Below are 18942 nucleotides of genomic sequence, written 5' to 3' on the forward strand. Positions count from 1 at the left end.
GTGACAGTGCTGGACTGCACCCCTCAAGTGAGACACGATAATCTCAAGTGACAGGCATTCCGAGGATGACCTGTGGCAGCAAGAGGAAAGAACCGTCAATTTCCGACGGCCTACAAACTGAAGGCGATCAAGCGTGTCGAGCGAGGCGAAGGCGTTCTGCCGGTTGCGCGCGAGCTTGGGATATCGCGCAAGATCCTGCATGACTGGATCAAGGCTTGGAAGGCGCAGGGGCCCGACGGATTTCGGTGAGGCCCTTGCAACGCGCCAATGATCCGCGCCAGCGCGCGGCGTCCGGCACGGGCCCAGCCGAGCCCGCGCCGCGACGACCCAGATCATCAACCTCCCGATCATCCAGCCAGGGAACCATGCTCCGCCCGGGGACAGCAAGACGGGATTGCCGGCAGCAAAAATCAGGTTTGCCAAATCGTTACAAGGGGATCACGGTTTCGGCCGGCGGCCTCGAAGATTTTTCTTCTGTTTTTCGGAATCATATGCTATCCTTCGCGCCGTCCCGCCTCACTTGAGGGGCGTTTCGCGATCGTCACGAGCGTTGGGTGCGGGATGCGGTGGGCGTGTCGGGTTGCAGCGTGAGCGATCATGCCGACGAACGATCCGATGCGCACGGCGAAATCGTGTGGTCCTGGCATCCCGGTGCTGATGCCAAGTCCGGTGCGCAAGTTCGACGAGCGCGCGGGCGACGGGGGCAATAAAGCCGATCCCCGGGGAGATCACGTATAAGCCGTAACGCCATCGCGCGGGGAAGGCCGGATGATCCGGCCCGTACCTGTGGTTCCTGCCGCCTGCATTTTTTTCGCAGGCGGGCCATGGGTGCGACCGGCACCCGGCCTTTCCCGCGCCCTCATTCTCGAGAGGGTGATCAGACGAGCAACACTCGGACGCGAAGGCGGGCGCGAGGATGAGATGCTGTGCCTACAAACTCCACTGTCGTCCCGGGCAAGCTGCGGCAACGCGTCAGCGTTGGCGCGGCGCCGACCCGGGACCCATACTCCGCAGCGGTTGTGTGACGCACGCTGGAGCGTCCAGCTCGCACGCCCAACCCCGCCGGTGGTTATGGATCCCGGCGTTCGCCGGGATGACACTGAGATTTTGACAGCCACCGTGGCCCCAATGCGCAGCTTTGAACCTTCGCCACCGCCGCCGGAACACACCCAGACGCCTCATTCCTGCCAAACCCCGCAGAAAAACCGACTGAATCACCCCTCCCATTCCGGTAGACTCGCCACGTGACCCACCGCCCGACGATTCTCGTCTTCGACTCAGGCCTCGGCGGCCTGTCCGTGCTGCGCGAGGTGGTGCGCGCCCGGCCGGACGCGCATTACGTCTATGTCGCCGATGACGCCTTCTTCCCCTACGGCCATCACAGCGAGCAGGCCCTGATCGCCCGCGTGGTGCCGCTGATGGGCGAACTGATCGCCGCGCACCGGCCCGACCTGATCGTGATCGCCTGCAACACCGCCTCGGTGCAGACGCTGGCGCCGCTGCGGGCCGCCTATGCCGTGCCTTTCGTCGGCACCGTGCCGGCAATCAAGCCGGCCTGCGCGCAGTCGCAGACCAGGCGCGTCTCGGTGCTCGGCACCAAGGCCACGGTGGCGCGCGAATACACCCACGCGCTGATCCGCGACTTCGCGCAAGGCTGCACCGTCACATTGGTCGGCTCGCCGGATCTCGCGTCGCTGGCAGAGGCCGCGCTCAGCGGCGCCCAGGTCAGCGATGCGGCCATCGCCGCCGAGATCGCGCCCTGCTTCACCGGCGAGGCCGCCGATCCGGCAGGCCGGACCGACACGGTCGTGCTGGCCTGCACGCATTATCCGCTGCTGCTCGACCGGCTCGAACGCCTCGCGCCCTGGCCGGTCTCCTGGATTGATCCGGCGCCGGCCATCGCGCGCCGCGTCGTGGAGCTGCTGGGCCCAGCATCCGGCCATGCCGACGACGGCGACTCCGCGATGATCTTCACCTCGAACAAGCCACATCAGCTCGGCCGCGCGCTCACGCCCTATTTCGGCGGCCGCGTCCCGGCCTGACGGAGACCGTCCGATGTCCACAGCGCCCCGACCGCTCAACCGCCTCAAGCAGGCCTGGCGCGACAAGCAGCCGACGTTCGGCGCCATCGCCACCATCCCGAGCATCCAGACCGTGCGCATCATGGCGCAGCAGCTCGACTGGATCATCGTCGATCTCGAGCATGGCCCGATCGATCTCTCCACCGCGCATGCGATGATCACCGCCACAGCAGGCACGCCCTGCGTGCCGCTGGTGCGCATTGCCGCCAACGAGCCGCATCTGGCGAAAGCGCCGATGGACCTCGGCGCGCTCGGCATCAACTTCCCGATGATCTCGAGCCGCACTGAGGCCGAGAAGGCAGTGCGCAGCGTGCGCTATCCGCCCCGCGGCGACCGTCTGTGGGGTCCGTTCCACGCCCCCTTTCGCTGGAACGTGTCGATGGCCGAGTACATGGCGACCGCCGACGACGACATGATCTGCATGGTGACGATCGAGCATGTCGAGGCGGTCGAGCGGATCGACGAGATCATGGCAGCGCCCGGCATCGACATCGCGGTCATCGGCCCCGGCGACCTGGCGACCTCGATCAACAAGCGCGGTCAGCTCGATGATCCCGAAGTCAAATCCCTGATCGCGCGCGCCGAGGCCGGCATCCTCAGATCGGGCGTGCCGATCGGCGGCGCCGCGCGCTCGGCCGATCAGGCCAATGCGATGATCGCGCGCGGCTACCTGGCGCTGGCGCTCGGCTTCGACTGGTCCTTGTTCCAGCGCGGCATTGCCGCGAGCTTCGAGGGGATCAAGCGCTAGAGTCGGCGGCCGGCTTGGGCCGGTCCTTCACGTTCCAAACAAAGAACAAGAGTTGGGGGGAACACCATGATGAAAAAGACGATTCTCGGCCTGTCGCCGGCCCTGCCCGGGCTCGGGGTGGTCGACAAGACCAAGCCGCTCGCCTCGCCGGCGCCCTGACGCCCAAACGAGGCGTTTGCTGCACGGCGCCCCGGTGCTAACAGAGGCCCGCCACCGGCCCAGGCCGGGAGCCACCAAGCAACGGCCACGCGAGACGGCCAAGACAGAAACCAGCGGGAGCGATCGATCTCACGATGCGCGGAACAACCAAGCCGATCTCGCTGCACCGCCGTCTGATCATCGATCTGATGCATGCCTCGCGTGACGTGCCGTTCGTGTCGCTGGCGCGTACGATCCATATCGGCCCGCTGCTCGAGGCCCGCGCCGCGGCCGTCCGTCCGCCCGGTTTCGCCGCGATCTTCGTCAAGGCGTTCGCCCTGGTCGCCCGCGACGAGCCGGTGCTGCGCACGCTCTACGTCAAATGGCCCTGGCCCTGCTTCTACGAGCTGCCGCGCAGCGTCGCCACCGTCACCATCGCCCGGGTCGAACATGGTGAGGATTGCGTGCTGCCGCAGCGCATCTCCGGGCCGGAGACCATGACCCTGGCCGAGATCGATGCCGTGATCCGGCAGGGCAAGGAGGCGCCGGTCGAGGACGTCGCCATGTTCCGCAAGATCATGCGGGCGACCCGGCTGCCGTTGCCGCTGCGCCGGTTCGCCTGGTGGGTCGGGCTCGGCTTCGGCCGGCAGCGGGCCAACTGGTTCGGCAATTTCTCCGTGACCAGCGTCGCCGCCTGCGGTGGCGGCCAGCTGCTGGCCCTGAGCCCGGGACCGTTCATCGTCAATTACGACGTCATCCAGCCCGACCATACCCTGGCCATCCTGATCCGCTGGGACCACCGGGTCACCGACGGCGCCATGATGGCCAGGACCGCAATCCGGCTCGAGCAGGTGCTGAACGGGGAGATCGCGGCCGAGCTGAAGGCCGGACCCCCGTGCGGCCGTGGGCCGGCGGAGGCCGTACCCGGATTCCCGGCTGCGCGGCAGAAAATTACCGTTGCGGGAGAGCCGCAGCGGTGATTCGCCGGCAAAAGCGCCGGTTGCGGTTTGACAAGTCGGCAGGTTCTCCCGTAGAACCCGCCTGCTCGCGGGCCGGTTTCGGCCCGCGTTGCGTTTCGCGACCCGTGGCCTTCATCCCTTCATGCTTTGGGGATGGGCCTGTCGGTGGACCGGGCTTCCGGACACACAGGAGGGCGCGTTTCCTCAAACCCTAACTTGATCGAAGAGGACGCGATGACTAAGCGCAGTGAGGCGAAGTACAAGATCGATCGCCGCATGGGCCAGAACATCTGGGGCCGCCCGAAGAGCCCCGTCAACCGCCGCGAATACGGCCCCGGCCAGCACGGCCAGCGCCGCAAGGGCAAGCTCTCGGACTTCGGCGTGCAGCTGCGCGCCAAGCAGAAGCTGAAGGGCTATTACGCCAACATCTCCGAGCGCCAGTTCCACGGCATCTATGTCGAGGCCGGCCGTCTCAAGGGCGACACCGGTGAGAACCTGATCGGCATCCTGGAGCGCCGTCTCGACACCGTCGTTTTCCGCGCCAAGTTCGTCTCGACCATGTTCGCCGCGCGCCAGTTCATCAACCACGGCCACATCAAGGTGAACGGCCGCAAGGTCAACATCGCGAGCTACCAGGTCAAGCCGGGCGACGTGATCGAGGTCAAGGAAGCCTCCAAGCAGCTCGCCGTGGTGCTGGAAGCGACCCAGCTCGCCGAGCGTGACGTGCCCGACTACATCGAGGCCGATCACTCCAAGATGACCGCGAAGTTCATCCGCATCCCCGCGCTGTCGGACGTGCCGTTCGCGGTGCAGATGGAGCCGCATCTGATCGTCGAGTTCTACTCGCGCTGATCTTGACCGGACCGCGGTCCGATCCCATCTGATAATCCGAAGGCCCTGGCACGCGCCGGGGCCTTTCCTTTTTGGGCTTCTTTTCGGATGGGACGAACCGATTCCCGAATGCCACACCTGCCACGAAATCGCCCCAAGCTGGGCTGACAGCGAATCCGTCCCGTGATTCACTGTCTGCAGTTGTAAAGTAGCGGGGCGTTCGCCATGGAGTTCAACAGGCGCAATATCATCTTCGGTGCGTTGCCGACCGATGCGGTCGGTGCTCCGCCTCTGCCGCCGTTGCGGGCGCCGCCCCTCAGCGCTTCACCGTTACGCGCACGGTCCTCGGGGATCCGTTACCGATTCAATGACGGCCTCTACCCTTCGACGGTCTTCGACATTCTCGAACGCTCCTGCTGGCACGTCCAGTCCGATGCGACAGCCCATGTGATCCGCCATCTCGGCACCGGGCTCACCTTTGCCGACGCGCAGCTTCGCCACGATCCCTACGCGCTCGAGCTCCTCCACTGTTTCGATGATTCGCGCGAGCTCGCCGACGAATGGCACACCATGCTGGTCGGCTGGGCCGCGGTGAACATGGGCTGGAACATCCGGCGGCAGCGGCCGGGCGCCGCGCTGCTTCTTTCACCGTCACGGCAGAGCCCGCTCGACTCCTGGGTGTTCGATTGCACCGAGGCGCCGCCGCTGGTGGCCGAGCCGATCGAGACCCGGCCGTTGCGACGGCCGGACATCTGGCTCAACCCGCCGCGCGCGGCGTAATCGAGGAGGCGTTTTGCGGGGGCGATGCGAGTTGGGTAAGGTCGGGTCGTGATGAGCCGAACGAGGACTGCCGATGTATTACACCCCGCCCCCGCGCGATCCCAAGGCGCCGCCCGTGCGCGTCAACCTGTTGTCGGACACGCAGACCCGCCCGACAGCCGCGATGCGCGAGGCCATCGCGCGCGCCGAGGTCGGCGACGAGCAGATCGGCGACGATCCGACCGTGCATGAATTGTGCGGCCGCGTCGCCGCGCTGCTCGGCAAGGAGGCCGCGGTGCTGATGCCGTCGGGCACGATGTGCAACGTCGCGGCGACGCTGGTGCATTGCCGGCCGGGCGACGAGATCCTCGCGCATGAGACCGCGCACATCATCTCGCGCGAGGGCGGCGCCCATGCCGCGCTCGGCGGTTTCCAGGTGACGCAGTTGAAGGGGCCCGACGGCCAGTTCACGCCGGAGACATTCCGCGCCGCGCTGCATCCGCGCTCGCGCTACCAGCCGCCGCAGACCGTCGTCAGCGTCGAGCAGACCGCCAATATCGGCGGCGGCACGATCTGGAAGAAGGCCGCGCTCGACGAGATCGTGCAGATCGCGAAGGCCCAGGGCATGGCGACGCACATGGACGGCGCCCGGCTGCTCAATGCCACCGTCGCCACCGGCATTCCGGCGGCGCAGATGACCGCGGGCTGGGATTCGGCCTGGATCGATTTCTCCAAGGGGCTGGGCGCGCCGATCGGCGGCGTGCTCGCCGGCAGCGCCGCCTTCATCGACGAGGTGTGGCGCTGGAAGCAGCGGCTCGGCGGGTCGATGCGCCAGGCCGGAATCGTCGCGGCAGCCTGCATCTACGCGCTCGATCACCATGTCGACCGGCTCGCCGAGGACCACGCCAATGCACGGGCGCTGGCGCGCGGGCTGTCGCAGATCCAGGGCGTCGAGGTCCAGGAGCCAGAGACCAATCTCGTGTTCTTCAAGCCCGACGGCGCCGGTGTGCCCGGCGACAAGATGGTGGCCGAGCTGCGCAAGCGCGGCGTGCTGCTCGCGATGATGGACGGCCGCATCCGCGCCTGCACCCATCTCGACGTGACCGCAGCCATGATCGAGGAGACCATCGGCCATGTCCGGGAGATCTTGCGCGGAGCATGAGGATCATGGTGCGAGCGCCGCATAGACCAGCCGCCGCACATCGCTCGCGATGCGGCCGCGCTGCGAGGGCGCCTGCATCATGACGATGACGAACAGGTCGTCGGCGGGATCGATGAAGAAGAACGTCCCGCCGACGCCGTCCCAGCCATATTCGCCTGATGGCACCGGAGGCTTCTCCGTGATGCGCACGGAGAAACCCAAGCCGAAGCCGCTGTCGGCGCCGGGAAAATAGAGGTCGTCACGACGAATTCCCGCCCCAACGACATGATCCCGCGTCATGACCGCGACGGTCTCAGGCTTGAGATAATAGCGGCCGTCAAGCTCACCGCCGTTCAGCAGCATCTGAGCGAACCGCGCGTAGTCGGAGATGGTGCTGATCATCCCCGCCCCGCCCGACTCCCAGCGTCTGGGCCGAATGGGATCGTCGATGCCGGCGATCGGACGATCGAACCAGTCGCGCGGCGACGGTTCGGCGACGCGGCTACGCTGGCTCGGGTCGGCGAGGAAGAACGCCGTCTCGCGCATGCCGAGCGGCCCGAGCAGCCGCTCCTGCTCGAACTCATAGAGCGAGCGGCCGGAGACGATTTCGATCACACGCCCGAGCACGTCGGTCGAGTGGCCGTAGTCCCACACCGTGCCAGGCTGCTCGGCCAGCGGCAGCCTGGCGAGGCGCTCGACGAAGGTGGCGTTGTCGATGTCGCCGTCAAACAGAGGCGCCTTCGCATAGAGCCGGCGCACGGCCGTCTCGCCATAAAAGCCGTAGGTGATGCCGGAGGTATGGCGCAGCAGATCGCGGATGGTGATCGGGCGCGCCACCGGAGCAGCGCCGACCCTCACGTCAGCGAAGGCGGGAATGTAGCTCGCCAGCGCATCATCGAGCTTCAGCCTGCCGTCATCGACCAGCATCATCGCCGCCACCGACGTGACCGGCTTCGACATCGAGTAGATGCGGAAGATCGCATCCTCCGTCATCGGCGCGCGCGTCGCGGGATCGCGAACACCGAAACTCTGCAGCAGGACAGGGCTGTCGTGCTGCTGAATCAGCACGACCGCGCCCGGAATGTTGCCGGCGGAGACTTCGTCGCGGAAATAGGTCGGGACCGCCTCGAGGCGCCGCCGGTCGAGATCGCGCGGCGACTGTGCGCCTGCGCGGGCCAGGCACGGCAGCATGGGCGCCGCGAAGAGTGCGCCGAGCAACGCGCGTCGCGAGACGAGGCCGTCCATGACGCCAGCCCCGCCCGTCAGTCTTGCTCTCGACATCGCACGCTGCCGCGCCGTGCCATCAACGCGGCGCCGACAATCCCGTCAGCGCTGCGTTGGGGGATGTCCGCGGATAGCTCAGGCCGAGGCCGCCGTGCCGACCGGGATGCCCTTGTCGGTGAACAGCTGCTGCAGTTCGCCGCTCTGGAACATCTCGCGGACGATATCGCAGCCGCCGACGAACTCGCCCTTCACATAGAGCTGCGGAATCGTCGGCCAGTTCGAGAACGTCTTGATGCCGTTGCGCAGCTCGGCAGATTCGAGAACGTTGAGGCCCTTATAGCCGACGCCGACGTGGTCGAGGATCTGCACGACCTGGCCGGAAAATCCGCACTGCGGAAACTGCGGCGTCCCCTTCATGAACAGGACGACGTCGTTCGACTTCACTTCGTTGTCAATGAATTGCTCAATGCTCATCTTCGCTTCCTCTAGGGCGCCTCAAGGAACGCCTGGGGCTCGGTGCCGCGCGGGTCGCCGCCGGACAGATTTCGTCCAGAGCCGACCGTCACTGTCTTATATGTAGCGCAAACCGTTGTTCAGCCAAAGTAAAATGCCGAGGATCATTCCGCAACACAGTCACCCGGCCGGACCATAGGCTGATGGCAGCAATATTATAGCCGCCACGAGGGTTTCATCCCGTAACCAAGCCCCTATCTAGGACGAACCGCCCAAAAGGAACTTGTTCCGTCGAACATCGTTTTCTCCCGGCAAACGGAGACCCTCGTGACCAGTTCAGCGTCCGCCACGGCCCCGCATCAGATCACCGCTGCGCAAACCCCTGGGCCGGGTCGCCTGGCCGGCAGTCTGATCGAGGCGTATCTCGCGGTCCGGAACGAGACCGAAGCCCGGGCGGCCCCGCTGACCCCGGAAGACCAGGTCATGCAATCGATGCCGGACGCCAGTCCGGCCAAATGGCATCGCGCCCATACCACTTGGTTCTTCGAGCAATTTGTGCTCGGCGCGCACTGCCGAGGATATGCCCCTTTTCACCCCGATTATGCCTTCCTGTTCAACTCCTATTACGTCAGTGCGGGCCCGCGCCACACGCGGGGCGAGCGGGGCCTGATCACCCGCCCGGGGGTGGCCGAGATCACGGCGTACCGCCGGCATGTCGACGCGGCCATGGTCGACTTCCTGGACCAAGCCGATGCCGCGACCTTGGCAGCCGTGGCGCCGCTCGTGGAGGTCGGCCTCAATCACGAGCAGCAGCACCAGGAGCTGATGCTGACCGACATCCTGCATGCGTTCGCGCAGAATCCGACGGCGCCGGCCTACGATCCATCGTGGACATTTCCGTCCCCAACGGACCGGGGCAAGGATTGGGTCCACCTCCCCGAAGGCATCCACACCGTCGGGCACGCCGGCGATGGTTACCATTTCGACAATGAGGGGCCGGCGCATCGGGCGCTCGTCGGGCCGGTCGGGATCGCGCGCAATCTCGTCACCAATGCCGAGTGGCTCGCCTTCATGGATGACGGCGGCTACCGGACCGCCACGCTCTGGCTCATGGACGGCTTCGCTGCCGCCAGCCGCGAGGGCTGGCAGGCTCCCGGTCATTGGTACAAGGTCGAGGGCGAGTGGCGCATCATGACGCTGGGCGGATTGACGACCGTCGATCCCGACGCAGCCGTCTGCCACGTCAGCTACTACGAGGCTGATGCGTTCGCGCGCTGGCGCGGCAAGCACCTACCGACCGAGATGGAGTGGGAGGTCGCCGTGCGTGGCAACCAGCTCAACGATGCCTTCGGCGCCGTGTGGCAATGGACCCGCAGCGCCTACAGCCCCTATCCCGGCTATCGTGCCATCGAAGGCGCGCTCGGCGAGTACAACGGCAAATTCATGGTCAATCAGCTGGTGCTGCGCGGCTCATCGCTCGCGACGCCGGCAGGCCACAGCCGCGTCACCTATCGCAACTTCTTCTATCCGCATCATCGCTGGCAATTCACCGGGCTCCGGCTCGCCGACTACGCCTGATCAACCCACATTCGCTTCCCGACAGTCGCGCCCGTGCGCGTCCAGGAGAGTATCATGAACGTGCACGTCAACACGTTGTCCAACGCTCACCTTCCCGACGCCGAGACGTCGGCATTCGCGCGCGATGCCGTCGCAGGCCTCGCGCAGCAGCCCAAGCAGCTGTCGCCGAAGTATTTCTATGACGCGGCGGGATCGGATCTGTTCGAGCAGATCACGCGGCTGCCGGAGTACTATCCGACCCGCACCGAGCTCGGCATTCTCAGGGATCGCGGCGCCGAGATCGCTGCGATCATTCCCGATGAGGCGGCCTTGGTCGAGTTCGGCGCCGGCGCCACCACCAAGGTGCGGCTGCTGCTGGAAAGCTGCCGCTTCGCGGCCTACGTGCCGGTCGATATCTCCGGCGAGTTCCTGACCGCACAGGCCGACAGCCTGCGCCGCGACTTCCCGCAGCTCGCCGTGCACCCGGTCGTCGCCGACTTCACCACGGCGTTCAAACTACCTGACGCCATCGAAGGCAAGCCGAAGGTCGGCTTCTTTCCGGGATCGACGATCGGCAATTTCGAGCCGCACGAGGCCTGCCGCTTCCTGCGCTCGGCGCGCGAGATCTTAGGGACCGGCGCGCTGATGATCGTCGGTGTTGACCTGGAGAAGGACGAGCGCGTCCTGCATGCCGCCTACAACGACGCGGCCGGCGTGACCGCGCGCTTCAATCTCAATCTGCTGTTGCGGATGAACCGCGAGCTCGGCGGCAATTTCGACCTGTCCGCCTTCGTCCACCGGGCGATCTACAATCGCGAGCAGCACCGCATCGAGATGCATCTGGTGGCGCGGAAGCCGCAGACTGTACGGCTGCTCGGCACCACCCTCTCGTTCCGCGCCGGTGAGAGCATCCACACCGAGAACAGCTACAAATACAGCATCGAGCGCTTCGGCGCGCTGGCCCGTGGTTCTGGCTGGAAAGTCCGGACCGTGTGGACGGATGCCGAGAAGATGTTCTCGGTTCAGGCGCTCGTCGCCGAGGCGTGAGGCTCTGGCTTCGATCGCAGCGACAGCGTCTCCCACAAGGCGACGATCGCCAGCAACGCGCTCGTCAGGGCCGAGAGCACGAGAGGCGACAGTTCGGTCGCGAACCAGCCGAGCCCGATCAGCGCCAGCAGTCCAGCGCCGTGCGACAACTGCAGGAAACCGCGGATGTTGAACTTGAAGAGGATGGTCCCGAGCAGAAACACGAACGGACCGCCGATCGTTGTCGCCGCCGTATTCAGGTCGGCATGCCCGAGCGGGTGCTTCAGGACGATCTCGTCCGACACGGCCGACACGATGATGCCGGCGACGATCGGCATGTGCAAGTAGGTGTAAGCCGAGCGCGCCATCAGCCCGGATTGCGCCGACTGCGAAATCACCTCCGATCCCGCCTCGGCGCCGCGGTTGAAATACACCGCCCACATCGCCACCGTGCCGATGAAGGCGCTGGCGAAGGCGGCAATGTTGGCTCCGGTCCAGTCGAGCTCGGCAAAGGTCGCGCCGGTGACGACGATGGATTCGCCGAGCGCGATGATGATGAACAGCGCACAGCGCTCCGCCATGTGGCCGCCTTCGACCATCCAGTCCTCCACGGTGGATGCACCCAGCCCGGGGACCCAGAAGCGGACGGCCGGCGAAACATATTCCAGGGTGAGCGCCGCCCCCCACAGCCCCATCCGCGCCGGGCCCTCGGCAAGGCCGCCGAGCAGCCAGAGCACGGCGGAGGCACTGAGCCAGGAGAGGATGCGGGCGGCGTTGCGGCGGACGGCAGATCGCTGCGGCGGCGTCGCGGTCAACCAGAACGCGGTCCGGCCGACCTGCATGGCGGCGTAGGCCATGGCGAACCACAGGCCGCGGTCGTCGAACGCCCGCGGGATCGACATCGACAGCACGAGGCCCGCCAGCATCAGCGCGAACAAGAGACCTCGGACCAGCGCCTTCTCGGGATCGAGCCAGTTGGTGACCCAGGCGGTGTAGACCCACACCCACCAGACCGCGAGAAACAGGACGGCTGTCTGGGCGGCGCCGAGCGGCGAGAAATGGCCGATCAGATAGTGCGAGATTTGCGTCACCGCGTAGACGAAGACGAGATCGAAGAACAGCTCGACGAACGTGACCCGGCTGTGCCGGTTCGGCTCGATGACGCGAAACAGCGCACCACGCGGATCGTCCACCGCCATCTCCCCCGGATGCGTGCTGCGCGATCTGCAATGAACGGTCAGCGCTGCTCAGGCACGCCGGTCTGCAGCGCCAGAGCGTGCAGCACGTCACCCATCTGGCCGCGCAGCGATTGATAGACGAGCTGATGCTGCTGCACGCGGGATTTGCCGCGGAACGATTCCGAGATCACCGTCGCGGCGTAATGGTCGCCGTCGCCGGCGAGATCGCGAATCGTCACCTGGGCGTCAGGGATGGCAGACTTGATCATCTGCTCGATATCGTGGGCATCCATGGGCATCCCGGTGCATCTCCTTATGTCGGGCAGGCGCCGCATCCCGTGGACGATGTAGCCCGCAGGGCCCGCGGCTTGGCTGCACTCCCATCAGTGGCCCGCCGAGCACGGCGAATCAAGGCGTTCTCGCGGGACCGTGATGGTGAAATCTAGCGCGAACCGCTTTCGAGGTCACGCGCGGAACCACTATATACCGGGATCAAACGAGATACGTCGGACCGGGTGACGCACCCAAAAGGCTGAATCGTGAGGGCGACATGAAGCTTCCAGGACCGGATCACCCGATCACCATCACCCCCAATCCGAAACGTGTGCGGGTGATCGCCGACGGCGCCGTGATTGCCGACACCACCCGCGCGTTGACGCTGAAGGAAGCGAGCTACCCCGCGGTTCAATACGTGCCGCGGGCCGACGTCGACATGGCGGCCCTGCAGAAGACCGATCGTGTCACCCATTGTCCGTACAAGGGGGATGCGAGCTATTTCAGCGTCGTCGCCAACGGCAAGACATTGGACAATGCGATCTGGAGCTACGAGGCGCCCTTCCCGGCGATGACCGAGATCTCGGGTCACCTGGCGTTCTATCCGGACAAGGTGCGGATCGAGGAGATCGCAGTTGATTGAACTGCGGTGACAGCCCGCCGCGCGGCCGGCGCGAGGCCATACCGGCGCGGCGGTCGTTTCGGTCACTGACCTGATGGCGTGCTACACTCTGAAAATCGTAAGCCCCAGAATCAGGAGCACGAGGAAGATCACCAGGAAGATGTAGAACAGGATCCGCGCAATGTCGGCGGAAGCTGCCGAAATGCCGGTGAAGCCGAGAATACCGGCCACCACCGAGATCACGAAGAACAGCAACGCCCATTTGAGAAGTGTCACGGTATGGTCCTCCGGTTCTGCGCCGTGCCGGCGCGGCGCCTCACTAACGATGCCGCGGGGAACCGGTTCCTTCGGCCATCGATCCCGTCGCCGAGAAGTGCGCAACCCACGGCAGTCCCGCCCGTAACTTCGTAGGTCGTCGGTTCGTAAGGATATCGGGAGCGGAAATCGGCAGAGGGTGTGAGAAACCGGCTTGCGGACCGCGGCACTTGCTGATTTGCAGCACCAACGACAACATCTGGTGGTCCGGCGCCGTCATTCGCTCGCTTGCGGGCGTCTCCAGCGAATGACGGTGCCAGACAGTCACACGATCTCATTGAATCATTCCGGCTCGCGCAGCCTTGGACGGCGTTTGCGTGACGCCCCGCGGCGAAGGGGATGCGAACGTCACATCCGCTGCACGGGCCGGGCAGCAGCGACGCTGGGGGGCATATGGTCATATCGGTTACACAATCGGCGGCGGCCGCAAAGGTCGAGCTTCAGGCCCGCCCGCGCGCCCGGGCGCGCAACGCCGCGCTCGATCACGCCCGGACATTCCTGACGCTGGTGGTGCTGCTCCACCACGCCGTGATTCCCTATACCTATTTCGGGCACACCGATCCGACGTCCTTCCTCGGCTTCGATGCCATCGTGCTGGCCACCGACAGCTTCTTCATGGCCATGTTCTTCTTCCTGTCGGGCCTGTTCGTGTGGTCGGGCCTTGCTCACAAGTCGACGCTGCAATTCCTGCGCGACCGGCTGTTGCGTCTTGGCCTGCCCTTCGCCATCGCGGCCCTGACCGTCATTCCGTTTGCCTATTACGCGATCGAGCTGCGCGCCAATCCAGAAGCCAGCTTCGCTGCCTTCTGGTGGAAGACCGTCACGGTCGGTCCATGGCCGAGCGGGCCGATCTGGTTCATCTGGGTGCTGCTGGCGTTCGACACATCGGCGGCCCTGCTGTACCGCGTCTCGCCGCGCCTGCTGGATCCGATCAACCGGCTGTCGCAGCGCGCCTTCGAGAATCCGGGCAACTTCTTCTTCGTCTTCCTGCTGATCACTGGCGTGCTCTACATCCCGTCCCGGCTCTATTTCGGCCCGACCTTCTGGTTCGAGGCCGGACCGCTCTCGGTGCAGGCCAGCCGCGTCTTGCTCTACGCTGCCTATTTCTACGTCGGGGCTGGTATCGGCTCGGCCAATTTCGAACGCGGCCTGCTGGCCGCAGAAGGGCAGATGTCGCAGCGCGGACTCGGGGCCTGGATCGTGGTCACGCTCGTGCCCTATGCGCTGCTCTGGGTGCTGATCACGATCAAGCGCCAGGTGCTGGGCAATCCGCCCGTGTTGCCGCAGTGGTACGAGGCGGCCTACGGCTTCTTGTTCGTCATCTTCAGCGCCGCGATCCTGTTCGCGATCCTGTCCTACTTCCTCAACAACCGCCGCTCGGAATTCTCCGTGCTCGATCGCATGCAGGCCGATGCCTATGGCATGTTCCTGGTGCACTATCCGATCGTGCTGTGGATCCAGTACTGGCTGTTCGACCTCAATCTGCCGGCCATTGCCAAGGCCCCGATCGCCTTCGTCGCCACCGTGCTCCTGAGCTGGGGTGCGACGTGGGTGCTGCGGCAGATTCCGGGCGCGAAGAACGTGTTGTAAGGACGATCCTGTCTCCTCCGTCATTGCGAGCAGCGAAGCGACGAAGCAATCCAGACTGCATCCGCCGATGGAATCCTGGATTGCTTCGCTCGCAATGACGCCGGGCAAGGCTGCGGCGCTCACGGCAAACTCCCCTGTCGTCCCTGCGAAAGCAGGGACCCATAACCACAGGGCGTCGTTGTTGAAAGAGCTCAACGACCAGCGTGCGTGACAACCGCGGCCGCGGAGTCTGGGTCCCGGATCGGCGCCGCGACGGCGCCTTGCGCCGTCGTGGCTTGTCCGGGACGACAAGGGTGAGTTAGGCGGCCCCGCCCATGTAGCCGGGCAGCCAGCTCTCGAAGCGGGTCTTGAGCGCAGTGACGTCGACCGACGCCTCGCCAGCGATGGCAAGCGCTGTGCCGCCGGTGGTGCCGATGCGCGTGCACGACACGCCGGCGCCGCGCATCTTGGCGAGCACGCGGCCAGCCTCGGTCTCCGGCACCGTCACGAGATAGCGCGCCTGGTCCTCGCCGAACCAATAGGCATGCGGCACGATCGACGCAGGCGCGGCCAGCAGCCGCGCGCCGATCCCGGAGGCCATCGCCATCTCGGCGAGCCCCACCAGCAGGCCGCCGTCGGAGAGATCGTGTACGGCCGTCGCCGTGCCCGCATGGATCATGCCGCGGACGACATCGCCGATGCGCTTCTCGGCGGCGAGATCGACCGGCGGCGGGGCGCCCTCCTCGCGGCCGCAGATGTCGCGCAGGTAGACCGACTGGCCGAGCCAGCCATGGGTCTCGCCGATCAACAGGATCGCCTCGCCCTCGGCCTTGAACGCGATGCTCGCCGATTTGGTGAAATCATCGAGCAGGCCGACGCCTCCGATCGACGGCGTGGGCAGGATCGCGCGGCCATTGGTCTCGTTGTAGAGCGAGACGTTTCCGGAGACGACGGGGAAGTCGAGCGCGCGGCAGGCTTCCGAAATGCCTTTCAGACAGCCGACGAACTGCCCCATGATCTCGGGCCGCTCCGGGTTGCCGAAATTGAGATTGTCGGTGATGGCGAGCGGCCGGCCGCCGACCGCGGTGATGTTGCGCCAGGCCTCCGCGACGGCCTGCTTGCCACCCTCGAACGGGTCGGCCTCGCAATAGCGCGGCGTGACGTCGACGGTGAGCGCAAGCCCCTTCGGGCCATCCTGCACGCGCACCACTGCGGCATCGCCGCCGGGGCGCTGCACGGTGTTGCCGAGGATCACATGGTCGTACTGCTCCCAGATCCAGCGCTTGGAGCACAGATCGGGCGTTGCGACGAGCTTCTCCAGCGCCGGGATGATGTCCAGGGGCGCCTTGACCTCGCGGGCATGGATCACCGGCAGCGCCGATGAGGCCACATGCGGACGGTCGTACAGCGGCGCCTCGTCACCGAGCTCCTTGATCGGCAGGTCGGCCATGACGTCGCCGCCATGCTTCACCACGAACCGCTTGCTCGGCGTGGTGTAGCCGACCACCGCGAAATCGAGCCCCCATTTGCGGAAGATCGCTTCCGCCTCCTTCTCCTTCTCCGGCTTCAGCACCATGAGCATGCGCTCCTGGCTTTCGGAGAGCATCATCTCGTAGGCGCTCATGCCGATCTCACGGGTCGGCACGGCATCGAGATCGAGATCGACGCCGAGGTCGCCCTTGGCGCCCATCTCGACCGCCGAGCAGGTCAGGCCGGCCGCACCCATGTCCTGGATCGCAATCACGCAGTCCGCGGCCATGATCTCCAGGCACGCCTCCAGCAGCAGCTTCTCGGCGAAGGGGTCGCCGACCTGCACCGTCGGGCGCTTCTCCTCCGAGGAATCGTCGAACTCGGCCGAGGCCATCGAGGCGCCATGAATGCCGTCGCGGCCGGTCTTGGAGCCGAGATAGACGATCGGCATGTTCACGCCGGAGGCCGCCGCATAGAAGATCTTGTCGGCGTCGGCGAGGCCGACCGCCATGGCGTTGACCAGGATGTTGCCGTCATAGCGGGTGTGGAAGCGGGTCTGGCCGCCGACCGTCGGAACGCCAAACGAGTTGCCATAGCCGCCGATACCGGCCACCACCCCGGACACCAGATGCCGGGTCTTGGGATGCTCCGGCGCGCCGAACGACAGCGCGTTCAGGCAGGCGATCGGGCGCGCGCCCATCGTGAACACGTCGCGCAGGATGCCGCCGACGCCGGTGGTCGCACCCTGGTACGGCTCGATGTAGCTCGGGTGGTTGTGGCTCTCCATCTTGAACACGACCGCCTGGCCGTCGCCGATGTCGATCACGCCGGCATTCTCGCCGGGGCCTTGGATCACCCAGGGCGCCTTGGTCGGCAGTCCCCGCAGATGGATGCGCGACGACTTGTACGAGCAGTGCTCGTTCCACATCGCCGAGAAGATGCCGAGCTCGGTGAAGGTCGGCACCCGCCCGATCAGCTTCAGGATGCGCTCATATTCATCGGGCTTCAGCCCGTGGGCGGCGACGAGCTCGGGGGTGATCTGCGGTTCATTGCGCATGGAGAAATGCCTTTGCCCGTGGGCCGCTGGTCCCTTGAAGCCTGCTTCATAGAAAGATCGCCAGGGCGGGAAAAGGCCTTTTACGGCCCTATTCCGCCCTGTCCAGAGCTTTGGCCCGGACCGCCAGAAGGGATATTTGCAGATTGGCGACCAATCGGATTTAAGACGGTAAATCAACAGTTAAAGGCCCTGACACGTGCACGACCTGTCCCGTTCCGCCTTCGAGAACCGTCCTGGCATCCACATCGCGACCGACGGCGAGTTCGCCGGCTGGCGGACCTGGATGCGCGACAGCTACGAATCCCACACCGGGCCATTCTGGCACCGGATGGAGGACGATGGCTCGATCCGCTGCGCCTTCCGGGTCGAGAAGAAGCACCTCAACGGCGGCGGCAACGTCCATGGCGGCTGCCTGATGACCTTCGCCGACTACTGCCTGTTCGCCTTCGCCGCGCCGATCATGCAGGGCCCGGGTGTCACGGTGTCGTTCTCGTCCGAGTTCCTCGATGCCGCGCGTGAGGGCGAACTGATCGAGGCTACCGGCGAGGTCACCCGCGCCGGCGCCTCGCTGATCTTCCTGCGCGGCATGCTGCATTCCGGCCCGAGGCCGCTGTTCTCGTTCTCTGGGACCATCAAGCGGGTCAAGCGGCGGACGCCGGAGGCGGCGAACTCGCCGTAGCGGATGATGTCGTAGCCCGGATGAGCGCAGCGATATCCGGGGTCTCACGCGCGCTGTCCGTGAACCCGGATATCGCTGCACTCACCCGGGCTTCCGGCTCACCCCGCGAGCTGCTTCTCGGCGAGGGCGATCCACTCGGCCTGCGCCTTGCGCACATGTCGTGGCGCGCGCTTCATCTGGATCAGCAGCTCGGTGAACACGACCTTGGCCTCATCGATCCGGCCGACCAGCTTGAGCAGCGTGCCGTAGCGGACCTTCGCCTCGCTGCCCGGCGCATAGTCCAGCAGCGCCTGGTACTCCTCGATAGCCTCGTCGGTGCGGCCGGCTTCCTGCAAAGCCCGCGCATAGAGCAGATGCGCCTCGGCCGAATTGTAGTCCGGCCAGGCCTTCTGCAGCTCGTCGAGCGTCGCCAGCGCATCCGCGGGGCGGCGGCGCGCGAACTGCGCCTTGGCCTTGCCGAGCGCGAACAGCGGCTCGTGGCCCATCGGCAGGCTCAGGATGTGATCGTAATGCTGCTCCGCCTCGTCATAGCGTCCGACGGCGACGCATTCCTCGGCCAGCGCCGCGCGGTTGGCGATCGTGTCCGTGATCGCGACACGATCGGACAACTCGCGGTAGTACTTCTCCGGGTCGAGCTTGTTGGCGACGCGCTTGCGCGCCTTCTGGACGTCGTGGCTGCCCAGCCATTCCGGCACCAGCTCGACCACGATGTAGGCGAGCGCGCCGATCAAGGGGACCAGCAAAATGATGAACGCCCAGGGCTGCATCCGCCCGGTACGCGAGGCGTGGTAGATCAGCGAGATCTGAAGAAGTATAATGACGAGTGCAACCGGCACGATGGTCCCCACGGCCAATCCCTACA

The 18942-nt window shown here is 65.9% G+C and carries 19 protein-coding genes; 12 read left to right on the forward strand and 7 right to left on the reverse strand.

Annotation, left to right across the window (positions count from 1 at the left end; all coding sequences use genetic code 11):
- The first annotated feature begins 72 nt into the window (after positions 1-72).
- From QX039_RS25450 to QX039_RS25480, 7 genes are all read left to right on the forward strand, one after another.
- Complete coding sequence (locus tag QX039_RS25450; RefSeq protein ID WP_315737366.1) at positions 73-249, forward strand: helix-turn-helix domain-containing protein; 177 nt, start codon at positions 73-75, stop codon at positions 247-249.
- A gap of 995 nt (positions 250-1244) precedes the next feature.
- Positions 1245-2042, forward strand: a complete 798-nt coding sequence (murI, locus tag QX039_RS25455) for a glutamate racemase (RefSeq protein ID WP_315737365.1) — start codon at positions 1245-1247, stop codon at positions 2040-2042.
- Between the two features lie 13 nt (positions 2043-2055).
- Positions 2056-2829, forward strand: coding sequence for an HpcH/HpaI aldolase family protein (locus QX039_RS25460; RefSeq protein WP_315737364.1), 774 nt, complete (start codon positions 2056-2058; stop codon positions 2827-2829).
- Positions 2830-3122: 293 nt separating this feature from the next.
- Positions 3123-3947: an acyltransferase gene (locus QX039_RS25465; protein WP_315737363.1), complete on the forward strand. Its 825-nt coding sequence runs from the start codon at positions 3123-3125 to the stop codon at positions 3945-3947.
- A gap of 213 nt (positions 3948-4160) precedes the next feature.
- Positions 4161-4778, forward strand: coding sequence for a 30S ribosomal protein S4 (rpsD, locus tag QX039_RS25470; RefSeq protein WP_011925811.1), 618 nt, complete (start codon positions 4161-4163; stop codon positions 4776-4778).
- 204 nt (positions 4779-4982) lie between these two features.
- Positions 4983-5537, forward strand: a complete 555-nt coding sequence (locus tag QX039_RS25475) for a hypothetical protein (protein ID WP_315774287.1) — start codon at positions 4983-4985, stop codon at positions 5535-5537.
- A gap of 73 nt (positions 5538-5610) precedes the next feature.
- Positions 5611-6678 (forward strand): threonine aldolase family protein, encoded by a 1068-nt coding sequence (locus QX039_RS25480; protein WP_315774285.1) that lies wholly within the window; start codon positions 5611-5613, stop codon positions 6676-6678.
- A 3-nt stretch (positions 6679-6681) separates the two neighbouring features.
- Here QX039_RS25480 and QX039_RS25485 read toward each other — a convergent pair whose 3' ends face one another.
- Both QX039_RS25485 and grxD read right to left on the reverse strand, forming a co-directional pair.
- The gene (locus QX039_RS25485; protein WP_315737719.1) at positions 6682-7902 is read right to left on the reverse strand and encodes a serine hydrolase domain-containing protein; all 1221 of its coding nucleotides are present in this window, start codon (positions 7900-7902) and stop codon (positions 6682-6684) included.
- Between the two features lie 114 nt (positions 7903-8016).
- Positions 8017-8355 carry a Grx4 family monothiol glutaredoxin gene (grxD, locus tag QX039_RS25490; protein WP_006609190.1) on the reverse strand — a complete coding sequence of 113 codons (339 nt, stop codon included), beginning with the start codon at positions 8353-8355 and terminating at the stop codon, positions 8017-8019.
- A 306-nt stretch (positions 8356-8661) separates the two neighbouring features.
- Here grxD and egtB point away from each other — a divergent pair, with 306 nt between their 5' ends.
- Both egtB and egtD read left to right on the forward strand, forming a co-directional pair.
- The gene (egtB, locus tag QX039_RS25495) at positions 8662-9912 is read left to right on the forward strand and encodes an ergothioneine biosynthesis protein EgtB (protein WP_315774283.1); all 1251 of its coding nucleotides are present in this window, start codon (positions 8662-8664) and stop codon (positions 9910-9912) included.
- Between the two features lie 54 nt (positions 9913-9966).
- Positions 9967-10938 (forward strand): L-histidine N(alpha)-methyltransferase, encoded by a 972-nt coding sequence (gene egtD, locus QX039_RS25500; protein ID WP_315737359.1) that lies wholly within the window; start codon positions 9967-9969, stop codon positions 10936-10938.
- Here the strand turns inward: egtD and QX039_RS25505 are convergent.
- The gene (locus tag QX039_RS25505; protein WP_315774281.1) at positions 10914-12116 is read right to left on the reverse strand and encodes a low temperature requirement protein A; all 1203 of its coding nucleotides are present in this window, start codon (positions 12114-12116) and stop codon (positions 10914-10916) included. The genes egtD and QX039_RS25505 overlap by 25 nt on opposite strands.
- A gap of 38 nt (positions 12117-12154) precedes the next feature.
- Positions 12155-12394 (reverse strand): BolA family transcriptional regulator, encoded by a 240-nt coding sequence (locus QX039_RS25510; protein ID WP_315737357.1) that lies wholly within the window; start codon positions 12392-12394, stop codon positions 12155-12157.
- 251 nt (positions 12395-12645) lie between these two features.
- On the opposite strand from QX039_RS25510, the gene QX039_RS25515 reads away from it, so the two are divergent.
- Positions 12646-13011, forward strand: a complete 366-nt coding sequence (locus QX039_RS25515; protein WP_315737356.1) for a DUF427 domain-containing protein — start codon at positions 12646-12648, stop codon at positions 13009-13011.
- Between the two features lie 81 nt (positions 13012-13092).
- Here the strand turns inward: QX039_RS25515 and QX039_RS25520 are convergent, their stop codons facing one another.
- Positions 13093-13266, reverse strand: coding sequence for a DUF1328 domain-containing protein (locus tag QX039_RS25520; RefSeq protein WP_009031962.1), 174 nt, complete (start codon positions 13264-13266; stop codon positions 13093-13095).
- 432 nt (positions 13267-13698) lie between these two features.
- Between QX039_RS25520 and QX039_RS25525 the strand changes: the two genes are divergently transcribed.
- Positions 13699-14895, forward strand: coding sequence for an acyltransferase (locus QX039_RS25525; protein WP_315774279.1), 1197 nt, complete (start codon positions 13699-13701; stop codon positions 14893-14895).
- 298 nt (positions 14896-15193) lie between these two features.
- On the opposite strand, the gene purL is transcribed toward QX039_RS25525, so the two are convergent.
- Entirely contained in the window at positions 15194-17401 is a 2208-nt protein-coding gene (purL, locus tag QX039_RS25530; RefSeq protein WP_315774277.1) for a phosphoribosylformylglycinamidine synthase subunit PurL, read from the reverse strand.
- A gap of 196 nt (positions 17402-17597) precedes the next feature.
- On the opposite strand from purL, the gene QX039_RS25535 reads away from it, so the two are divergent.
- The gene (locus QX039_RS25535; protein ID WP_315759029.1) at positions 17598-18080 is read left to right on the forward strand and encodes a PaaI family thioesterase; all 483 of its coding nucleotides are present in this window, start codon (positions 17598-17600) and stop codon (positions 18078-18080) included.
- A 98-nt stretch (positions 18081-18178) separates the two neighbouring features.
- Here QX039_RS25535 and QX039_RS25540 read toward each other — a convergent pair whose 3' ends face one another.
- On the reverse strand, positions 18179-18916 hold the full coding sequence (locus QX039_RS25540) for a tetratricopeptide repeat protein (RefSeq protein ID WP_315737718.1): 738 nt from the start codon (positions 18914-18916) through the stop codon (positions 18179-18181).
- Positions 18917-18942: the final 26 nt, after the last annotated feature.

Source organism: Bradyrhizobium sp. SZCCHNR1043, from assembly GCF_032489675.1.
Taxonomy (GTDB): Bacteria; Pseudomonadota; Alphaproteobacteria; order Rhizobiales; family Xanthobacteraceae; genus Bradyrhizobium.

What these genes read in the sequence shown, in the direction of transcription:
- QX039_RS25460 (WP_315737364.1), top strand. Translation starts at nt 2,056, where the DNA reads ATGTCCACAGCGCCCCGACCGCTCAACCGCCTCAAGCAGGCCTGGCGC.
- QX039_RS25465 (WP_315737363.1), top strand. Translation starts at nt 3,123, where the DNA reads ATGCGCGGAACAACCAAGCCGATCTCGCTGCACCGCCGTCTGATCATC.
- rpsD (WP_011925811.1), top strand. Translation starts at nt 4,161, where the DNA reads ATGACTAAGCGCAGTGAGGCGAAGTACAAGATCGATCGCCGCATGGGC.
- QX039_RS25475 (WP_315774287.1), top strand. Translation starts at nt 4,983, where the DNA reads ATGGAGTTCAACAGGCGCAATATCATCTTCGGTGCGTTGCCGACCGAT.
- QX039_RS25480 (WP_315774285.1), top strand. Translation starts at nt 5,611, where the DNA reads ATGTATTACACCCCGCCCCCGCGCGATCCCAAGGCGCCGCCCGTGCGC.
- QX039_RS25485 (WP_315737719.1), bottom strand. Translation starts at nt 7,902, where the DNA reads ATGGACGGCCTCGTCTCGCGACGCGCGTTGCTCGGCGCACTCTTCGCG.
- grxD (WP_006609190.1), bottom strand. Translation starts at nt 8,355, where the DNA reads ATGAGCATTGAGCAATTCATTGACAACGAAGTGAAGTCGAACGACGTC.
- egtD (WP_315737359.1), top strand. Translation starts at nt 9,967, where the DNA reads ATGAACGTGCACGTCAACACGTTGTCCAACGCTCACCTTCCCGACGCC.
- QX039_RS25505 (WP_315774281.1), bottom strand. Translation starts at nt 12,116, where the DNA reads ATGGCGGTGGACGATCCGCGTGGTGCGCTGTTTCGCGTCATCGAGCCG.
- QX039_RS25510 (WP_315737357.1), bottom strand. Translation starts at nt 12,394, where the DNA reads ATGCCCATGGATGCCCACGATATCGAGCAGATGATCAAGTCTGCCATC.
- QX039_RS25515 (WP_315737356.1), top strand. Translation starts at nt 12,646, where the DNA reads ATGAAGCTTCCAGGACCGGATCACCCGATCACCATCACCCCCAATCCG.
- QX039_RS25525 (WP_315774279.1), top strand. Translation starts at nt 13,699, where the DNA reads ATGGTCATATCGGTTACACAATCGGCGGCGGCCGCAAAGGTCGAGCTT.
- purL (WP_315774277.1), bottom strand. Translation starts at nt 17,401, where the DNA reads ATGCGCAATGAACCGCAGATCACCCCCGAGCTCGTCGCCGCCCACGGG.